Source organism: Tenacibaculum sediminilitoris, from assembly GCF_964513795.1.
GTDB classification, from domain to species: domain Bacteria; phylum Bacteroidota; class Bacteroidia; order Flavobacteriales; family Flavobacteriaceae; genus Polaribacter; species Polaribacter sediminilitoris.
The window spans coordinates 1-16,403 of record NZ_CAZEQR010000026.1 but is presented as its reverse complement, the minus strand read 5'-3'; the positions used below and the strand labels follow the sequence as shown (position 1 = coordinate 16,403).

The 16,403-nt window shown below is 30.8% G+C and carries 20 protein-coding genes and 1 pseudogene; 11 read left to right on the top strand and 10 right to left on the bottom strand.

Translation table 11 applies throughout. From position 1 onward, the window contains the following. The 3 genes from ACKTSW_RS08300 to ACKTSW_RS08290 all read left to right on the top strand — a co-directional run. The coding region (locus tag ACKTSW_RS08300) for an integrase core domain-containing protein (protein ID WP_408023416.1) at positions 1-159 on the top strand (159 nt) is incomplete at its 5' end. 44 nt (positions 160-203) lie between these two features. Continuing rightward, positions 204-626, top strand: coding sequence for a secondary thiamine-phosphate synthase enzyme YjbQ (locus tag ACKTSW_RS08295; protein ID WP_408024811.1), 423 nt, complete (start codon positions 204-206; stop codon positions 624-626). After that, on the top strand, positions 626-1,153 hold the full coding sequence (locus ACKTSW_RS08290; RefSeq protein ID WP_408024810.1) for a hypothetical protein: 528 nt from the start codon (positions 626-628) through the stop codon (positions 1,151-1,153). Before ACKTSW_RS08295 ends, ACKTSW_RS08290 begins: the two co-directional genes overlap by 1 nt. Here ACKTSW_RS08290 and ACKTSW_RS08285 read toward each other — a convergent pair. Further along, entirely contained in the window at positions 1,148-1,582 is a 435-nt protein-coding gene (locus tag ACKTSW_RS08285; RefSeq protein WP_408024809.1) for a DUF7738 domain-containing protein, read from the bottom strand. The genes ACKTSW_RS08290 and ACKTSW_RS08285 overlap by 6 nt on opposite strands. A 108-nt stretch (positions 1,583-1,690) precedes the next feature. Between ACKTSW_RS08285 and ACKTSW_RS08280 the strand changes: the two genes are divergently transcribed. The 5 genes and pseudogenes from ACKTSW_RS08280 to ACKTSW_RS08260 all read left to right on the top strand — a co-directional run. Then, the gene (locus ACKTSW_RS08280) at positions 1,691-3,004 is read left to right on the top strand and encodes an NAD(P)/FAD-dependent oxidoreductase (protein ID WP_408024808.1); all 1,314 of its coding nucleotides are present in this window, start codon (positions 1,691-1,693) and stop codon (positions 3,002-3,004) included. After that, a complete protein-coding gene (locus tag ACKTSW_RS08275) occupies positions 2,991-3,299 on the top strand; it encodes a hypothetical protein (protein WP_408024807.1) in 309 nt (102 codons plus the stop codon). The genes ACKTSW_RS08280 and ACKTSW_RS08275 overlap by 14 nt, the downstream gene beginning before the upstream one ends. 362 nt (positions 3,300-3,661) lie before the next feature. Next, positions 3,662-4,195, top strand: coding sequence for an alpha/beta hydrolase (locus tag ACKTSW_RS08270; RefSeq protein WP_408024806.1), 534 nt, complete (start codon positions 3,662-3,664; stop codon positions 4,193-4,195). Then, entirely contained in the window at positions 4,182-5,105 is a 924-nt protein-coding gene (locus ACKTSW_RS08265; protein WP_408024805.1) for an AraC family transcriptional regulator, read from the top strand. The genes ACKTSW_RS08270 and ACKTSW_RS08265 overlap by 14 nt, the downstream gene beginning before the upstream one ends. 80 nt (positions 5,106-5,185) lie before the next feature. Beyond that, positions 5,186-5,314, top strand: a pseudogene (locus ACKTSW_RS08260) (IS110 family transposase); the annotation flags it as partial. Between the two features lie 73 nt (positions 5,315-5,387). Here ACKTSW_RS08260 and ACKTSW_RS08255 read toward each other — a convergent pair. From ACKTSW_RS08255 to tpx, 9 genes are all read right to left on the bottom strand, one after another. Then, on the bottom strand, positions 5,388-6,020 hold the full coding sequence (locus ACKTSW_RS08255; protein ID WP_408024804.1) for a LysE family translocator: 633 nt from the start codon (positions 6,018-6,020) through the stop codon (positions 5,388-5,390). A gap of 182 nt (positions 6,021-6,202) precedes the next feature. After that, positions 6,203-6,475 (bottom strand): HNH endonuclease signature motif containing protein, encoded by a 273-nt coding sequence (locus ACKTSW_RS08250; protein WP_408024813.1) that lies wholly within the window; start codon positions 6,473-6,475, stop codon positions 6,203-6,205. Positions 6,476-6,650: 175 nt separating this feature from the next. Beyond that, entirely contained in the window at positions 6,651-7,166 is a 516-nt protein-coding gene (locus ACKTSW_RS08245) for a GNAT family N-acetyltransferase (RefSeq protein WP_408024803.1), read from the bottom strand. A gap of 387 nt (positions 7,167-7,553) precedes the next feature. After that, positions 7,554-8,696: a 3,4-dihydroxy-2-butanone-4-phosphate synthase gene (gene ribB / locus ACKTSW_RS08240; RefSeq protein ID WP_408024802.1), complete on the bottom strand. Its 1,143-nt coding sequence runs from the start codon at positions 8,694-8,696 to the stop codon at positions 7,554-7,556. A gap of 21 nt (positions 8,697-8,717) precedes the next feature. Then, positions 8,718-10,166, bottom strand: coding sequence for an LptF/LptG family permease (locus ACKTSW_RS08235; RefSeq protein WP_408024801.1), 1,449 nt, complete (start codon positions 10,164-10,166; stop codon positions 8,718-8,720). A gap of 94 nt (positions 10,167-10,260) precedes the next feature. Beyond that, positions 10,261-10,914, bottom strand: a complete 654-nt coding sequence (locus ACKTSW_RS08230) for a LolA family protein (protein ID WP_408024800.1) — start codon at positions 10,912-10,914, stop codon at positions 10,261-10,263. Between the two features lie 41 nt (positions 10,915-10,955). Next, complete coding sequence (locus tag ACKTSW_RS08225; RefSeq protein ID WP_408024799.1) at positions 10,956-13,406, bottom strand: DNA translocase FtsK; 2,451 nt, start codon at positions 13,404-13,406, stop codon at positions 10,956-10,958. A gap of 27 nt (positions 13,407-13,433) precedes the next feature. Beyond that, positions 13,434-13,814 (bottom strand): diacylglycerol kinase family protein, encoded by a 381-nt coding sequence (locus tag ACKTSW_RS08220; RefSeq protein WP_408024798.1) that lies wholly within the window; start codon positions 13,812-13,814, stop codon positions 13,434-13,436. A gap of 6 nt (positions 13,815-13,820) precedes the next feature. After that, complete coding sequence (gene tpx / locus ACKTSW_RS08215) at positions 13,821-14,318, bottom strand: thiol peroxidase (RefSeq protein ID WP_408024797.1); 498 nt, start codon at positions 14,316-14,318, stop codon at positions 13,821-13,823. A gap of 112 nt (positions 14,319-14,430) precedes the next feature. Here tpx and ACKTSW_RS08210 point away from each other — a divergent pair, with 112 nt between their 5' ends. The 3 genes from ACKTSW_RS08210 to ACKTSW_RS08200 form a co-directional block, all read left to right on the top strand. Continuing rightward, positions 14,431-15,819: an MATE family efflux transporter gene (locus ACKTSW_RS08210; RefSeq protein ID WP_408024796.1), complete on the top strand. Its 1,389-nt coding sequence runs from the start codon at positions 14,431-14,433 to the stop codon at positions 15,817-15,819. Then, positions 15,806-16,030, top strand: coding sequence for a hypothetical protein (locus ACKTSW_RS08205; RefSeq protein ID WP_408024795.1), 225 nt, complete (start codon positions 15,806-15,808; stop codon positions 16,028-16,030). The genes ACKTSW_RS08210 and ACKTSW_RS08205 overlap by 14 nt, the downstream gene beginning before the upstream one ends. 223 nt (positions 16,031-16,253) lie before the next feature. Continuing rightward, positions 16,254-16,403: transposase (locus ACKTSW_RS08200; RefSeq protein ID WP_408024812.1), on the top strand; the 150-nt coding region annotated here is incomplete at its 3' end.

Here is a 16,403-nt window from a genome sequence, read left to right as displayed (position 1 = left end):
ATTTATAAATGTAATAATGGAAAGGAACTTAAACAATTAATTAAAGAGTCTATAAATACATATAATAACAAAAGACCACATTTAAGTCTTAACATGAAAACACCTAACTTTGTACATAACAAAAAAACCAGAGAAGTTAACTTCTCTGGTTCAATATAATTTTTTAAATAACTGTCAACCTATTTTAGGACGACTCATACCCCATGAAATTTTACCAAAAAGAAATTCAATTACCTGCATTTAATAGAGGGTACCATTTAATTACTGATATCATAGAAAAAGCTTTACTAGAGCTTGCAACTATTCAAATAGGACAGTTACAAGTGTTTATAAAGCATACTTCTGCTAGTTTGACAATTAATGAGAATGCAGACCCAACAGTGCGAATAGATTTCGAGTCACATATTAACAAAATGATTCCTGAAAATATGCCGTATTATAAGCACGATTATGAAGGTGCCGATGATATGCCAGCACATATTAAAAGTTCTATGTTAGGGTGTCAGGTGCAAATTCCAATTACCAACGGAAAACTCAATTTAGGCACTTGGCAAGGAATATATTTGGGAGAACACAGAAATCATGGAGGTAGCAGGAAAATAGTACTAACAGTTTTTGGAAGTTAATGAAGTATCATAAGTTTAATTTTTACAGAAATACCTATTGCGAGTTTGAAATTCAAAACATCAATTTTTTTGAAGAGATGAAAGCACACTTTCAAAGCAAATCGGGTAGTTATTACTATTATACAGAAAATGGAGTTTTTCGTTACTCAAACCACTGGGGAAGAGTAGCTAATTGTCGTTGGAAAATTCAAGGGATTGATCGATATAAAAACCAAAAATATTATGTAGGCTTTGCAAATTGGTCAAGTTTTTATCCGTTAAATACTACAGATAAAGTGTTCTATTTAGAAGTAGATTATACAAAAGCTAAGGTAACTATAAAAAGAATTCAAAATGATTCAAAAAGCTCTCAATTCTTAATGACTTCAGAGTTTGCACACCAACGCTTAAAACAAATTCAAACGCTACTTAGAGAGTATAAATGGGCAATGTATTATGATGAAAATATTGATGTGCTGAGAGAGAAAATTATTAGTGAACTAATATCAACAAACAAAACGCTACAACAAATAAAACTAGAGTTATGAATCTCTGTAATCCCTATTCACTCCAATACTAAACCCAAAGCGAGTATCATTTTCTCTACCTAACCTATGAATAGCAACTTTACCTAAAGAAATCTTACCAAACTCATTATTGGTGATTTCTTCATCGTTTAAAATCAATTTTCCTTTAAACTGTTTCTTAGTATTGTATTCACTTCTGTCTTCTTTGTTTTGATAAATATTTATAGAAAGAATACTGTCTTTATCAGTATAACCACAAAAAACACCATGCACATCCCAAATAATATAGTCATTACTTTTTTTTAATTCTCTACTAGGTTTACCTAAAATATCTATTAAAGTAGTATAATTAGTGGGGAACGTAAGCGGCTTATTATTTATGTGAATAATATCGGTATCACATACAATAGTTAAACTTTTTTCTTTTTTCTTTTTAAAAAAATTAAACATGATAGCTTCTTATTTGTTTATAGAGGTTAACGTAAAACTAAAAAATAAATTTTAACTAACTCATTTCTCTTTTAGTTAAATTTGCTAATTATAAAAACCTAAGACATAATGAACATACCTCAAACAAGTTTTCCTAGAGTAATCATTATAGGAGGAGGATTTGCAGGATTGGCAGCCGCAAGAGCATTAGAAAATCAAGAATTACAGGTTGTTTTAATAGATAAACACAATTACCATACTTTTCAACCTTTATTATATCAAGTAGCAACGGGAGGGTTAGAACCTGATAGTATTGCATTTCCTTTACGAAAGAGGTTTAATGATATAGAAAATTTTTTCTTTAGATTGGCAAAAGTTATCCAAATTAATTCCGAGGAAAAAAGCATAGAAACTACTATAGGGAATTTGGAGTATGACGAATTAATCATAGCCACAGGCTCTACCACAAATTTTTTCGGAAATACTAATATGCAAAGGTACGCTATGGAAATGAAATCGGTTCCACAAGCCTTGAATATACGTAGTTTAGTGTTAGAAAATTTTGAAGAAGCTTTATTAGAAACTAATTTAGAAAAACGTTTGGCGTTAATGAATTTTGTGATTGTAGGAGGAGGGCCAACAGGGGTAGAGTTAGCGGGTGCTTTAGCAGAAATGAAAAAAGGTATTTTACCTAAAGATTATCCAGATTTAGACATCAGACAGATGAAAATTAACCTCATTCAAAGTTCTGGAGAATTATTGAAAGGAATGAGCAATAAAGCCTCTGAAAAAGCGGAAGACTTTTTAATAAAGCTAGGAGTAGATATTTGGAAAAATCTCCGGGTATTAGATTATAATGGAGAAACTGTAACTACTGACGGACAAGATCACTTTAAAGCACAAACAGTTATTTGGGCAGCAGGAGTAAAAGGAGCAGCAGTTAATGGGTTAAACAAAGAATGTATAGTTGAAAGGGCTAATAGATTTAAAGTAGATGAATATAATAAAGTAATAGGTTACGATAACATTTATGCTATTGGCGATGTAGCTTGTATGGAAACTAAAAATTACACTTACGGGCACCCAATGATGGCACAACCAGCCATTCAGCAAGGAGGGTTACTCGGTAAAAATATTTTAGCAAAATTAAAAAACAAAAAACAAAAGCCATTTGTATACAATGATAAAGGGTCAATGGCAACAATTGGAAGAAATAAAGCAGTGGTTGATTTACCTAAGTGGAAATTTCAAGGAGTTTTTGCTTGGTTTGTTTGGATGTTTGTACACCTGTTTTCACTTATTGGTTTTAGAAATAAGGTAATAGTATTTATGAATTGGGTATATAATTATGTTCGTTTTGATCGAGAAACAAGACTTATTATACGTCCTTATAAAAAGAAAAATAAATACAGCTTTAAAGAACAAGAAAATGGCAATTACTAGAAACATCAAATGCCCTAGTTGTGGTGTTTTTAATACCAATAGAGATTATTGTAAAAACTGTAATACATTGATTTCTTTTGAGAAGAAGCAAGAGCAAAAAGTAGCTGCTTACAAACAAGAAGAACTCAAAAAAGTAAAATACGATATTGAGAATCCTAATTTAGCAGAACGATTAAAAAAACATCCAGTTTGGCTATTTCGAATTGTAGGTTGGGTTTTGTATTCTGCATATTTATTAATAAGTGTTATAGGAGCTTTAATAGCTTGGTTTGTAGCGATGGTTGCTGCAGGGTAGAGTAGTATGCAAAAAAAAAAACTTATATATTACTTTATAATTTCAATAACTATAGGAAGTCTTATTTATGCCCTGCAAAAACTAAGTTTCAGGATACCAAGTATTATTAATAATTATGCAAATGATTTTTTAATAATACCCATTGTACTAACTATATGTCTCTTTGTTTTACAGTGGAGTAGAAATAATAAAGATTATCAAATTTCTTTAGGAGTAATATTTTATATCTGTGTGTTATATTCAGTATTGTTTGAGTTTATTTTACCTAAATACTATGCAAGGTATACAACCGATATATTAGATGTTATTTTATATTTTGCAGGTGGTTTTGTGTTTTTTTTCTTACAAAAAAAAGATAGCTAATGAAACAACGATTAATTATTTTATCAGACCTATGGGGAACGATTAATATTCCTTGGTTTTCGATATATGTAGATAAACTATCGGAAGATTTTGAGGTTATTTCGTATAATAGTTGTGAATTAGCAGAAATACCAGAGAAGAATTTATTAGAAGAAGAACGACATCGCTTTTTTGCAGAAAAAGGGATAGATAAAGCAGTTACAAACTTAGTAACATTAGAAAAAGAACAACTCATCGTTCTAGCTTTTAGCATAGGAGGAACTATAGCTTGGAAAGCCTGTTTAAAAGGTTTAAATATAGAAAACCTATATGCAGTTTCAGCAACAAGATTACGTTATGAAACAGCAAAGCCGAAAGCTGAAACAATACTTTATTTTGGAGAAAAAGACAACTATAAACCCAATAAAGATTGGTTTGATAAAATGGAGGTTGATTACCATATAACTCCAAAGAAAGTGCATGAAATGTATAAGGAAGAAGAATTTGCTAAAAGATTGTGTTTACAAATAAAAAGTAATCATGAATCCATCTGAAAAAATACCAAACAAAACAGTGATACGAATTACTAAAGCTCTTGATTTTATTGAAGAGAATTTAGATAAAAAACTAATTCTAGAAGATATTGCAGAAAAAGCATATTTTTCCCCATATCATTTTCACAGACTTTTTAAAGTGATTACCAAAGAAACAGTTAACGATTACATCACTAGAAAAAGAGTAGAGAGGGCAGCAGCATTTTTATTACATAAAAAACAAATAACGGTTACAGAAGTATCCGAAATAGTTGGTTTTACAAGCGTATCATCACTTTCAAGAGCCTTTAAAAAGTTTTACGGAATAAGTCCTGTTGAATTTAAAAAAGAAAGTGCGTTAAAATATAGCAAGATTTGTAAAATAGACAGCAAGAATGGAAAAATAGAAACACAGTTTGAGCAATACATTTGTAATATACATACAAACTTAAAATGGATGCAAATGAAAGCTAAAACTAAAGTAAAAAAGATGCCAACCTTAAAAGTAGCCTATTTAATACATCAAGGAAAAATGGATGCCGTAGGGAATACCTATCTTAAACTGATGCAATGGGCATATCCTAAAGGACTAATACAGCAAGAAGATTTAAAAATGTTAACGATATACCATGATAGCCCCAAAATTACCGATGAAGACAAAATAAGAATGAGTGTTTGCATGACACTTAATACAGATATTAAAACAGAAGGTGAAGTAAACGTAAAAGAAATACCAGCAGCAAAATGTGTAGTATCTCGTTTAGAAATCACTCCATCAGAATTTCAACAAGCATGGGAGAGTAATTTTGTATGGATGAGTGAGCATGGTTTTAAAAAAGCCGACCAAGACCCATATGAGATTTTATATACAAACCCTAACGAACATCCAGAAGGTAAATGTGTTGTAGATATTTGTATTCCTGTGGAATAGAAAATCCGAGAAAATTTTTGCAAGTTGGCAAGAACTAGCCATTAATTATACACGTCTTAAGTTTGTATCATCAAAGGGTTGTTGTTTCTGTTGTAAATCCGTTGTCTATAAAACGCTTTATACAAATGAAGTTAGCTAAGGTAAAACCAATAAGAGCGATGCCAAAGTAATTTGTGATTATGGGTTAACCCGAGAAGTTCCATTGTATATTAGGTTTCTAAGCCTAAAATACCAATGTTCAAGTTTAATGAAGTTAACTCAGTTCTTTGTTGTGCAACGGTTTTATTTCGCTTTTGTCAATGCCATTTTCACAGCAAGTCCAGTTAATACAGAAGCCATAAACCACTTTTGTATTCTTAGCCAAACAGTTTTTTTTGAGAACCAACTTGCCATTTTAGCAGCAGATACGACAATCAAGAAATTAACTGAAAAACTTATTATTATTTGAATAATTCCGAGTTGAAAACTTTGACTCAAAATAGAACCATATTCAGGTTTTATAAATTGAGGAAAAAATGAAAGATAAAACACCGCCATTTTTGGGTTTAGAATGTTTGTTAAAAGCCCAATGTTAAATAATTTAAGAGGCTTATCCGATTTTATATTTTGGTCAGCATCAAAAATTTTGTTTTTTGATTTAATAGTATTGTAAGCTAAGTATAGTAAGTATCCGACGCCAAGAAATTTAACAACTACAAAAGCATAAGGTACCGCAAAAAATATTGCAGTAAGTCCAAAAGATACCAAAAGGATATGGAATAAAAATCCACACATAACTCCAAAAAGAGATAAGATTCCCGCTTTTTTTCCTTGTGATAATGACCTTGAAATCAAATAAATCATATTTGGACCTGGTGAAATAACCATAATCAATGCAGCTAATCCAAATAGTAATAAATCGTTAATTGGTATCATATTTCCTTTTTTAATAGTTTGTTTTTCAACTCACTTCTTTGTTGTAAAACATAATTTTAGTTCACATGTTTTTTTTCCTCCTAACTTTATTAAATCATTCGAAGTCTTTAACTATTTTTGGAGTGATATTTTCAAAATTGTTAATAGACTTTTTAATCTTTCAAAAGTAGCTTTATCAAGATTTAAATAGCTTTCATTAGGTAATATATTCCCTTGACTTTCGCTGACTTTTTATACCATTTATTTCTATACCTTTTTAATTCAGTTACAGTGTATTTTTTACCTTTAGGATGGTCAGGATTGTATTGCATCACATCTGCATGACAGCCAAAACAAAGAGGTAAACAATTATCAAAAGAACCTTCTCCACCATCTTTTTTTTGTTTAATATGATGTAATTCTATTTTAGTTTCACAAAAATTATAACATAAAGAACAATGTCTTCCACTAGCTATAAGAAAATCTTATACAACTTTTCATTTAAATCCCATATTCTATTTTATGTTTTACAACTGACTCGGCCATGAACAGTTGGGTTTTTAAGCCCTAATTGTTTAACTTAGCTCCGACTTTTGTTTTATGTTTATACTTTCGTTTTGTTACTTTTGACCCAATTGTTCATAGCCAATGTTATTTTTCAATCTTATAGACTAATAGTTCCTCATCATCATTTGGGAGTTTTGTTGTTTCCGTGAGTTTGAGTCCAAGTTTTTCTAAAAGTCTTTGAGAAGAAATATTATCTTTTGTTGTAATTGCACTAATGACCTTAATTTCAAATTCATTAAAAGCAATATCCATTACTTTGCTAGACGCCTCAAAAGCAAATCCTTTTTTTTCATATTCAGGAAGAAATGCAAATCCAATATCTATTCCTTCCAATCCTTCTCTATCATACAATCCACAAGTTCCTATTTTTTGATTATCTTTCTTTCTAATCAAAGTATAATTAGAATAGCCAAGTCTTTCTAATTGTGGAATCATTTTTTCTCTTATATACATTTTTGCACCTTCTTCCGTTTTGACATTTCTTTCCCCAATATATTTAATCCATTTAGGTGTGTTTAAAAGCTTAAGAATAAATTCTGAATCATTTTCAGATGTTGGTCTTATAATAAGTCTTTCAGTTTCAAAGGTCTTATACTCCATCCTTATTATTTTAATTAGCTACAACTGGTCATATTTGTAATAAAATTACTGTTAGCCCTCCTTAACGACAGAATAAGCGAAACCTTTAGTAATTTTATCTTCTCAAATATAAAAAATAAACAGAAGAGATAACATAACTTTTATCAGATCGACACCCCAAGCCTAATCGAGTTGTCACTCCAACGGTAAGGGAAACAATACTCTTCGCTTAAGGGGAGTGGTATTCACTACCTACAAAGTGCTGTTGTAAACAAATTATTTGCTGTAGAAAAATGCTAGTTAATTAGTCTGTAGGTATGAAAGTATGTCATAGCTTTTTATATTAATAACACAACAAAAATCCCGAGTTAGCCAACTCGGGATTTTTAGTTTTATATTGTTTTTGGATTAGTAGTTTACGTAATCAACAATTTCCAATCCGTAACCAATCATACCTACACGTTTGGTTTGTTTGGTGTTAGAAATTAAGCGTAGTTTATGGATGTGCAAATCGTGTAAAATTTGTGCACCAATACCAAAATCTTTATTATCCATTACTACATTCGGAGCTTTCATTTCTCCTTTAGCTTGGTTTTCTTTTAAAATACGAAGTCTATTTAATAAGTTTAACGCCTGCATTTGCTGGTTAATGAATAGGATAGCACCTCTACCTTCATCATTAATCACTTTAAACATTTGATCTAATTTTTTATCAGCATTGTTGGTAAGGGTTCCTAAAATATCATTGTTTACCAAAGTAGAGTTTACACGAGTTAAGATAGGTTCATTTTTGCTCCATGTACCTTTGGTTAAAGCAATATGAATTTGATTGTTAGTAGTTTGTTGGTAAGCACGTAAACGGAAATCACCAAAGCGTGTTTGAACGTTAAAGTCTTCTTTCTTTTCAATTAATGAATCGTGCTCCATACGGTACGCTACTAAATCTTCAATAGAAACGATTTTTAAATCAAATTTTTTAGCAACTTTCATAAGCTGAGGTAAGCGTGCCATGGTACCGTCTTCATTCATTATCTCTACGATAACTCCAGCGGGCTCTAAACCTGCTAAACGAGCAAAGTCAATAGCAGCCTCAGTATGACCTGTTCTGCGCAATACACCACCATTTTTAGCTTTTAAAGGAAAAATATGTCCTGGTCTAGCTAAATCAAAAGGTTTGGTGTCAGGGTTCATTAAGGCTTGTATGGTTTTAGCTCTATCTAAGGCAGAGATTCCTGTAGTAACACCATTTCCGCGTAAATCTACCGATACGGTGAAAGCAGTTTCCATAGGGTCAGTATTGTTACTAACCATCATTCCTAACTCTAATTCTTTACAACGGGTTTCAGTGAGAGGAGTACAAATTAATCCACGACCATGTGTTGCCATAAAATTAATCATTTCTGGGGTGATTTTTTCAGCAGCTGCTAAAAAATCACCTTCATTTTCACGATCTTCATCATCAACTACGATAATAACTTTACCGTTTTTAATATCTTCTATAGCTTCTTCAATTGTATTTAATTGAATATTAGTTGGAGTTTGTGTTGTCATTATGTTGTTGTTAAAAGTCTATCAGGACCTTCTTCCTATTGTTTTGAAGATTTTGATTATAAAAACTGTTATCCTATCGAATCGCGAACTTATATTTAGTAAGCCTTTGTCTTTAGTAGCTCTAACAGTTAATGTTATAGCCAAAGGTAGCATTAAAAATACACTTAGCCAAGATCCAGTAATGGCTGTTAATGAGCTTTCTTCTGCTAAGTTTCTTCCAAAAGTATTAGAGAAGAAGTATAAAACGTAAATACCGATAGCCAAAATCATAGGCAGCCCCATTCCTCCTTTTCTAATAATAGAGCCTAATGGTGCTCCAATAAAAAAAAGTAATAAACAAGAAAGCGAAAAGGCTACACGATTGTAAAACTCAATATCGTATAGGTTTAAATACTTTCGTTTGTTTTTTAATGTGTCTTTGTTAGTTTTATTGTTGTTTATAGTACGTTCTAATTTTGAGGTAGCAGTTACAAGAATATTTTGTTTTTCTTTAAGTTCAAAATTTTCAAGAATATCTAAAGAAAGCTCTTTATTAATTAAAGAATCAGGGTATTGATGTAGGTCTTCAATATCAATACTTAAAAATAAGTTTTTGGCTCTACTATTAACAAAAGCATCATAGTTTTGTTTCATAGTTGGTAGAGTATCTTTTAATTGAGCCAAACTAAGCATGTTAAAATTAGTTTTATACTTTTCTTCTTCAAGATCATCATTACTAAATGAAGAAATATCAATATTAATAGTGTACTCTTCAAAATTAGCATAAGAAGCGGGCATTTTTTCTCGTTCTTTAAACGAAGAACCATTTTTTATATGATGTTCAAAATAATAACCATCTTTTAAAACTAAGGTCATGTAGCGGCTACCGTCTTCTGAAAGAATTTCTCCTTTTTTTGCAGTGATAATTTTATTATTTCCTTTTTTAGAAGATAAATCGTAAATCATCACTTCCTTTAAAAGGTTATCTTTTTCACCGTATTTTTCTTTAAATTTTATTTGAAAATTAGGTATTTCAGTATTAAAACCACCTGCAACCAAGGCTATAGCAGGTTGCTTCTTTTTAATATTTACCTTCATGTTTAGCTGTTTTAGCATAGCATAAGGGTATACATAATTAAGAAACAAAAAGTTAATACCACTTAAAAAAATAGCTAAAAACACGATAGGACGTACCATACGTTGCAAAGAAACTCCAGCAGATTTTGCTGCGGCGAACTCGTAGTTTTCAGACAAGCTACCTAGTGTCATTATAGAAGAAAGTAAAACACCAATAGGCAATGCTTGAGGAACTACAATAAGTGTAGTATACCATAAAAAATTTAAGACAATTTCTACACTAATACCTTTACCAGCAAGGCTATCAAAAACTAACCATAGCGCCTGCATTACCAATACAAATAAAATGATAAGAAAAGTTGCTAAAAAAGGAACTAAGAAGCTTTTTAATATATATCTGTCTAATGTTTTCACAGATGCAAAGGTAGTAGGTTAGTGGCATATAAACATAAAAGTTTTGTTAATGATTTACTTACAAAAATCATTAACAAAACTTTTATGTAATTTTTTAATCTATATAGTATCCTTGCTTAGTATACTTATCTCTATTAAACGAAAAGAGTTGAGCAGATATAGGTTGGTTACTTTTAAATTTAGTAATGGTAAAGGTTGTTTCAGCACCATTAGAACCTATTTGTGTTAGTTTGTATATATGCTTTGTTTTGGCATCAATACCTAGTTCTACTTTTACTATATCAGAATTACTATCGATAGGAGTTAAATTAATATATTGAACTTTACGTCCATTATTATTTTTTAAGGTTCCCATTTGGTAATTATATCCTTCTTTATAAAAGGTTAATAGTTTAGAAGGGTAAATAAAACCATCTTCATCATCTAGGTTACCATTATTAATGCTAACCTCTTTTTCGTCTTGGTTAATAACAACTAGTTTTTTTCCATCAAAAATAAAGGTGTTTCCTAAATAGTCTAAGTTATATTTCTCTCCTGATAAGGTTATTGTTCCTCTAATAGGAGGGTCGTTGGTAATACCTGCTTCTTTATTTACTAAAGAAGAATTAAAACCAATAACCATGTTTTTATAGGCTCCCATTTTATTTGAAACTTCATCGAGTAACTTTTTTGCTTCTGATGAGTTTGCTTGCCCCATAGCACTAATGCTAATACATAACCCAATAAATAATAATCCTATTTTTTTCATTGTCTTTCTTATTTCCACTTTCGGAATAGTTTATATAATTATTAATTCTTTTCGTTCTCTAATAACTGTTCTAAGGTAATTAAATCTGATACAAGTACTTGTCTTGCCTTACTACCTTCGAAAGGACCTACGATACCTGCAGCTTCTAATTGATCTATTAACCTACCTGCACGATTATATCCTAACTTCAATTTACGTTGCAATAACGATGCCGAACCTTGTTGTGCTGTAACAATAATTTCAGCGGCTTCTTTAAACAGTTTATCTCTGTCTGCAATATCAACATCAAGATTTGTGCCACCTTCCTCACCAACATATTCTGGTAATAAATAGGCTTCTGGGTATGCGCGTTGAGAACCAATAAAATCGGTAATTTTTTCAACTTCAGGGGTGTCTACAAAAGCACATTGAATACGAATAATGTTATTTCCTCCAGAGTATAACAAATCACCTCGACCAATTAACTGATCGGCTCCGGGAGCATCTAAAATAGTTCTAGAGTCAATTTTGGAAGTTACTCTGAATGCAATTCTCGAAGGAAAGTTAGCTTTGATTATACCTGTAATTACATTTACCGATGGACGTTGCGTTGCTACAATCAAATGAATACCAATAGCACGTGCTAACTGTGCTAAACGGGCAATAGGGGTTTCGACTTCTTTACCAGCAGTCATAATTAAATCAGCAAACTCATCAATAACCAATACAATATATGGTAAAAAACGGTGTCCATTTTCTGGATTTAGTTTACGAGCTTTAAATTTAACATTATATTCTTTAATATTACGAACCATAGCATTTTTAAGCAAATCATAACGGTTGTCCATTTCAATACACAAAGAATTTAAGGAGTTAACAACCTTAGTGGTATCAGTAATAATAGCTTCAGAATCGTCTGGTAATTTAGCTAAATAATGACGTTCTATTTTATTGAATAATGTTAACTCTACTTTTTTAGGGTCTACCAATACAAACTTAACTTCAGCAGGATGTTTTTTGTACAAGAGCGATGTTAAAATAGCATTTAATCCTACCGATTTACCTTGCCCTGTTGCTCCAGCCATCAATAGGTGAGGCATTTTAGCCAAATCAATTACAAAGGTTTCGTTTGAAATAGTTTTACCTAAAGCAATAGGAAGCTGCATTGGTGATTCTTGAAATTTCTTTGAAGAAATAACTGAGTGCATAGAAACGATAGTAGCTTTTTTATTAGGTACTTCAATACCAATAGTTCCTTTTCCTGGAATAGGAGCAATAATACGAATTCCTAAAGCTGAAAGAGATAAGGCAATATCGTCTTCTAAATTTTTAATTTTTGAAATACGAACCCCAGCTTCGGGCACAATTTCATATAGAGTAATGGTTGGACCAACTGTAGCCTTGATTTGTGCAATACCAATTTTATAGTTTTTTAAGGTTTCTACAATTTGATTTTTCTTAGCCTCAAGCTCAGTAGGGTCAATAGAAATACTCTCGTTGTATTCTTTTAGTAAATTAAAAGAAGGGAATTTAAAGTTTCCTAGTTCTAAGGTAGGGTCAAATTCACCAAAATCTTTTATTAATTGATCAGATAGATTTTCAGAAACACTTTTTTCTTCTGCAATTTTTTCAATAGCAACTTCTACTTCTTTTTTACTTTGTTCTGATATTTTTGTTGTTGGTTCGTTTGTTTGAATAATATCTAAAGAAATTTCTTCTTTTTTGTCATTGCTAGAAACTTCATCTACACCGGAATAGTTAGAAATAGTGGGTTGTAAATTTTCTAATGACAACTCAAAATTTGATTTGTCTTTTTTTACTTCTTCACTTTCATACTTAGTATTGTTATTTAATGTTGTCGTATTATGTTGGTTATTTACCTGAGTGCTTTCTGTATTGTTTTCTTTTTCTTTTTTATTGGCTTTAACTTTTTCGCTTATTGCTTCAGGAGTAATACTAAAACGAATAATTAGGTAAGCGATTAAAAAGAAAATTAATAGAATAGTTAATCCGGTTTTACCTAAGAAAGTTTGTAGATATTCGTTTAATTCAAAACCAATAATTCCTGATAATAGTGCATGTTTTTTTTCTACAAACCCAATAGCTGTAGCAAACCAAAGCATTATCAGTATACCCCAGTTCCATGAAGTAATAATTTTTTTTAAGTTGGTTTGTAATAAGATTCTTGCACCTGTTAAAAATAATGTTAATGGGATAATAAAGGCTCCTAAACCAAAACCTCTGTATACAAGAAAGTTACTTAATAGAGCACCTATTTTACCCAACAAGTTTTTAGTAGGAATGGTTTTGTTAGTAAATTGATTGAGTGTACTTTGGTCTTCTTGCCAAGAAAAGAAAAAAGAAATAAAAGCAACAGTTAAAAATATAGAAAACAATAACAAGAAAAAACCTAAAATTGTTTGGTTCTTTCTGTCTAAAAAAAAGGATTTAATCTTTTTAATGATAGATTTTTTTGGCTGTTTCTTTTGAACAGCTGTTTTCTTTTTTGCCATGTATTTTTGTTAGAAATAAATTGAACGTTACAATATAGCTATTATTTTAGGAAGGTAAATTATTCCAGCTATAATTAATGAGATTATTACTGCAAACGCTGGAGCGCCTGCAGAAATATCTTTAATGAAGCCTATTTTTTTATGGTAATCAGGATGTATAAAATCGGCTATTTTTTCAACAGCAGTATTTAAAGCTTCCGCTACTAAAACTAATCCTATAATTAAGGTTTGAATTAACCATTCGGTAATAGAAATATGAAAATAAAAACCCAATAGAGTTGCAACAAAGCCAAAGAAAAGTTGTGCTTTTATGCTATCTTCTGTGGTAATTAATAACCACATCCCTTTTAAAGCAAATTTAACACTACGTATGCGTCCTTTTAAAAAGCCGTCATTCGGATTTTTCATAAAATTTTAAAGCGCTTTTATTGCGGCATCATAATTAGGTTCATCTATAGTTTCGCTAACTTGTTCTGTGTATATTATTTCACCATTTTCATCTATAATAACAATACAACGAGAATGTAAACCAGCTAAAGGACCTGTTACAATTTCTAAACCATAATCTTTACCAAATCGTCCTGCAGCAAAGTCAGACAACATTATTACATTTTCAATACCTTCTGCACCACAAAAGCGACCTTGTGCAAACGGTAAATCTCTCGAAATACATAACACTTTGGTGTTTTTTAAATTGGCAGCTTTTTTATTAAACTCTCTAACAGAGGTAGCACAAGTACCTGTATCGACACTTGGGAAAATATTTAAAATTAATCTAGAACCACTAAAATCACTTAAGCTTTTAACCGATAAATCGGTAGTAATTAATGAAAAATCAGTTGCTTTAGTTCCTGTTTTAGGTAAGTTACCTATTGTTTCTATCGTGTTTCCTTTTAGGGTTATTGAAGCCATTTTGTATGTGTTTTAACGAAAATCAAAGGTAGTTAAATTAATTAAAAAACGAAGAAGATAAACTTAGTAGCCCCTTAAAAAGTTATCTTCGCAGATTGAAAAAAGTAAGATTTTGAATTTACAACAATATACCTCAGAGTTTAAATATAATTTAAAACTTGCAGCACCAGTAATGTTAGGTATGTTAGGGCATACATTTGTAAGTTTTGTTGATAATATTATGGTAGGGCAACTTGGAACTGCTGAATTAGCAGCGGTTTCATTAGGAAATAGTTTTATGTTTATTGCAATGTCTTTAGGTATTGGTTTTTCAACAGCAATTACTCCTTTAATCGCTGAGGCCGATTCTTCTAATAATTTTACGCAGGCAAAGTCAACTTTTAAGCATGGACTTTTTTTGTGTACCATGATGGGAATTATATTATTTCTAATGGTGTTTTTTTCTAAGCCTTTAATGTATTTAATGAAACAACCTATTGAAGTTGTGGAATTGGCAATTCCCTATTTAGACTTGGTAGCGTTTTCACTAATTCCCATGATTATTTTTCAGGCATTTAAACAATTTAGTGATGGAATGTCGATGACACGTTACCCTATGTATGCTACATTGATTGCTAATGTGTTAAATGTTTTATTAAATTATATACTTATTTATGGAAAATTTGGTTTTCCCGAGTTAGGAATCGTTGGAGCTGCTTATGGAACGCTATTGTCAAGATTTGTAATGGTTGTGTATTTATGGTGGTTGTTAAGTAAAAAAGAACGTTCTAAACGTTTAGTAACTAATATTAAAATATTTGTATTAGACATTTTGATGATTCGAAAAATTTTTAATTTAGCTACTCCGAGTGCTATGCAAATGTTTTTTGAAGTAGGTATTTTTACAGCAGCAATTTGGTTAAGTGGATTGTTAGGGAAAAACCCTCAAGCAGCAAATCAGATAGCTTTGAATTTATCTTCAATGACATTTATGGTAGCAACAGGATTAAGTGTTGCCTCTATGATTAGAGTAGGGAATCAAAAAGGATTACAAAATTATAAAGAACTACGAAGAATAGCATTTTCAATATTTTTTTTAGGAACAATATTAGCAGTTGTTTTTGCTACTTTCTTCTTCGTTTTTCATAAGTCATTACCAAATTTATATGTTGATTTAAGTGATGCTGAAAATTATGCTGATAATATGGAGGTAATGGGGATTGCAGCAAATTTATTAATTGCAGCCGCAATTTTTCAAATTAGTGATAGTATTCAAGTAGTAATGTTAGGGGCATTACGTGGCTTACAAGATGTTAAAATACCTACTATTATTACTTTTATATCTTATTGGATAGTAGGTTTTCCTATTAGTTTTTTTTTCGGAGCAGAAGAGAGATATGGTAGTTTTGGTATTTGGTTAGGCTTACTTGCTGGGCTTACAACAGCTTCTATTTTATTATTCATAAGATTCAATAAATTAACAATAAAACTTATTAAAAAGAAACATTATGGACTTACCTAAATTTTTACTAGCAGATAATAGCGAATATCCAGAAGATATTTTCGTATTGCATACAGAATATCCTAGGTTTTTAATTAACTTAAAAGACGATGAGGTTGAATGGTTTGAGGATTTATCTAATGAGAATGAACAAGATTTAGCAAATGAATTAGAAGGCTTGATAGAAGCAGCAGGCATCTTTTATGACGCCGAGATGGAAGGGTTAGGTTAGCGATATACTTTATTTTATATAGAATACTATAGTTTTTAATATGAGTATAATTAGGGATGAAATTATTGATTTTATTATTATAAAAAGGTTCGCTATAGTATATTAAAAAATAGAATACATCTCCAAGCCACTAATTTAAAATTACATAAAGCATATGTAGGCTTCCCCAAAAACAGGACAGTTATAAATTCGAATTTACTAACTTTAAATTCAAACTGTCATTATGAAAATCAGCAAATTTAGCGGGAGTCAAATCATTAAGGCTCTCAAGGAGAATGAACAAGGAAGATCTGTAGGAGATTTATCCAGAGAATTAGGTATTGATAAGAGTACATTTTATTACTGGCGCAAGAAATACGGCGGCATGGAAAAG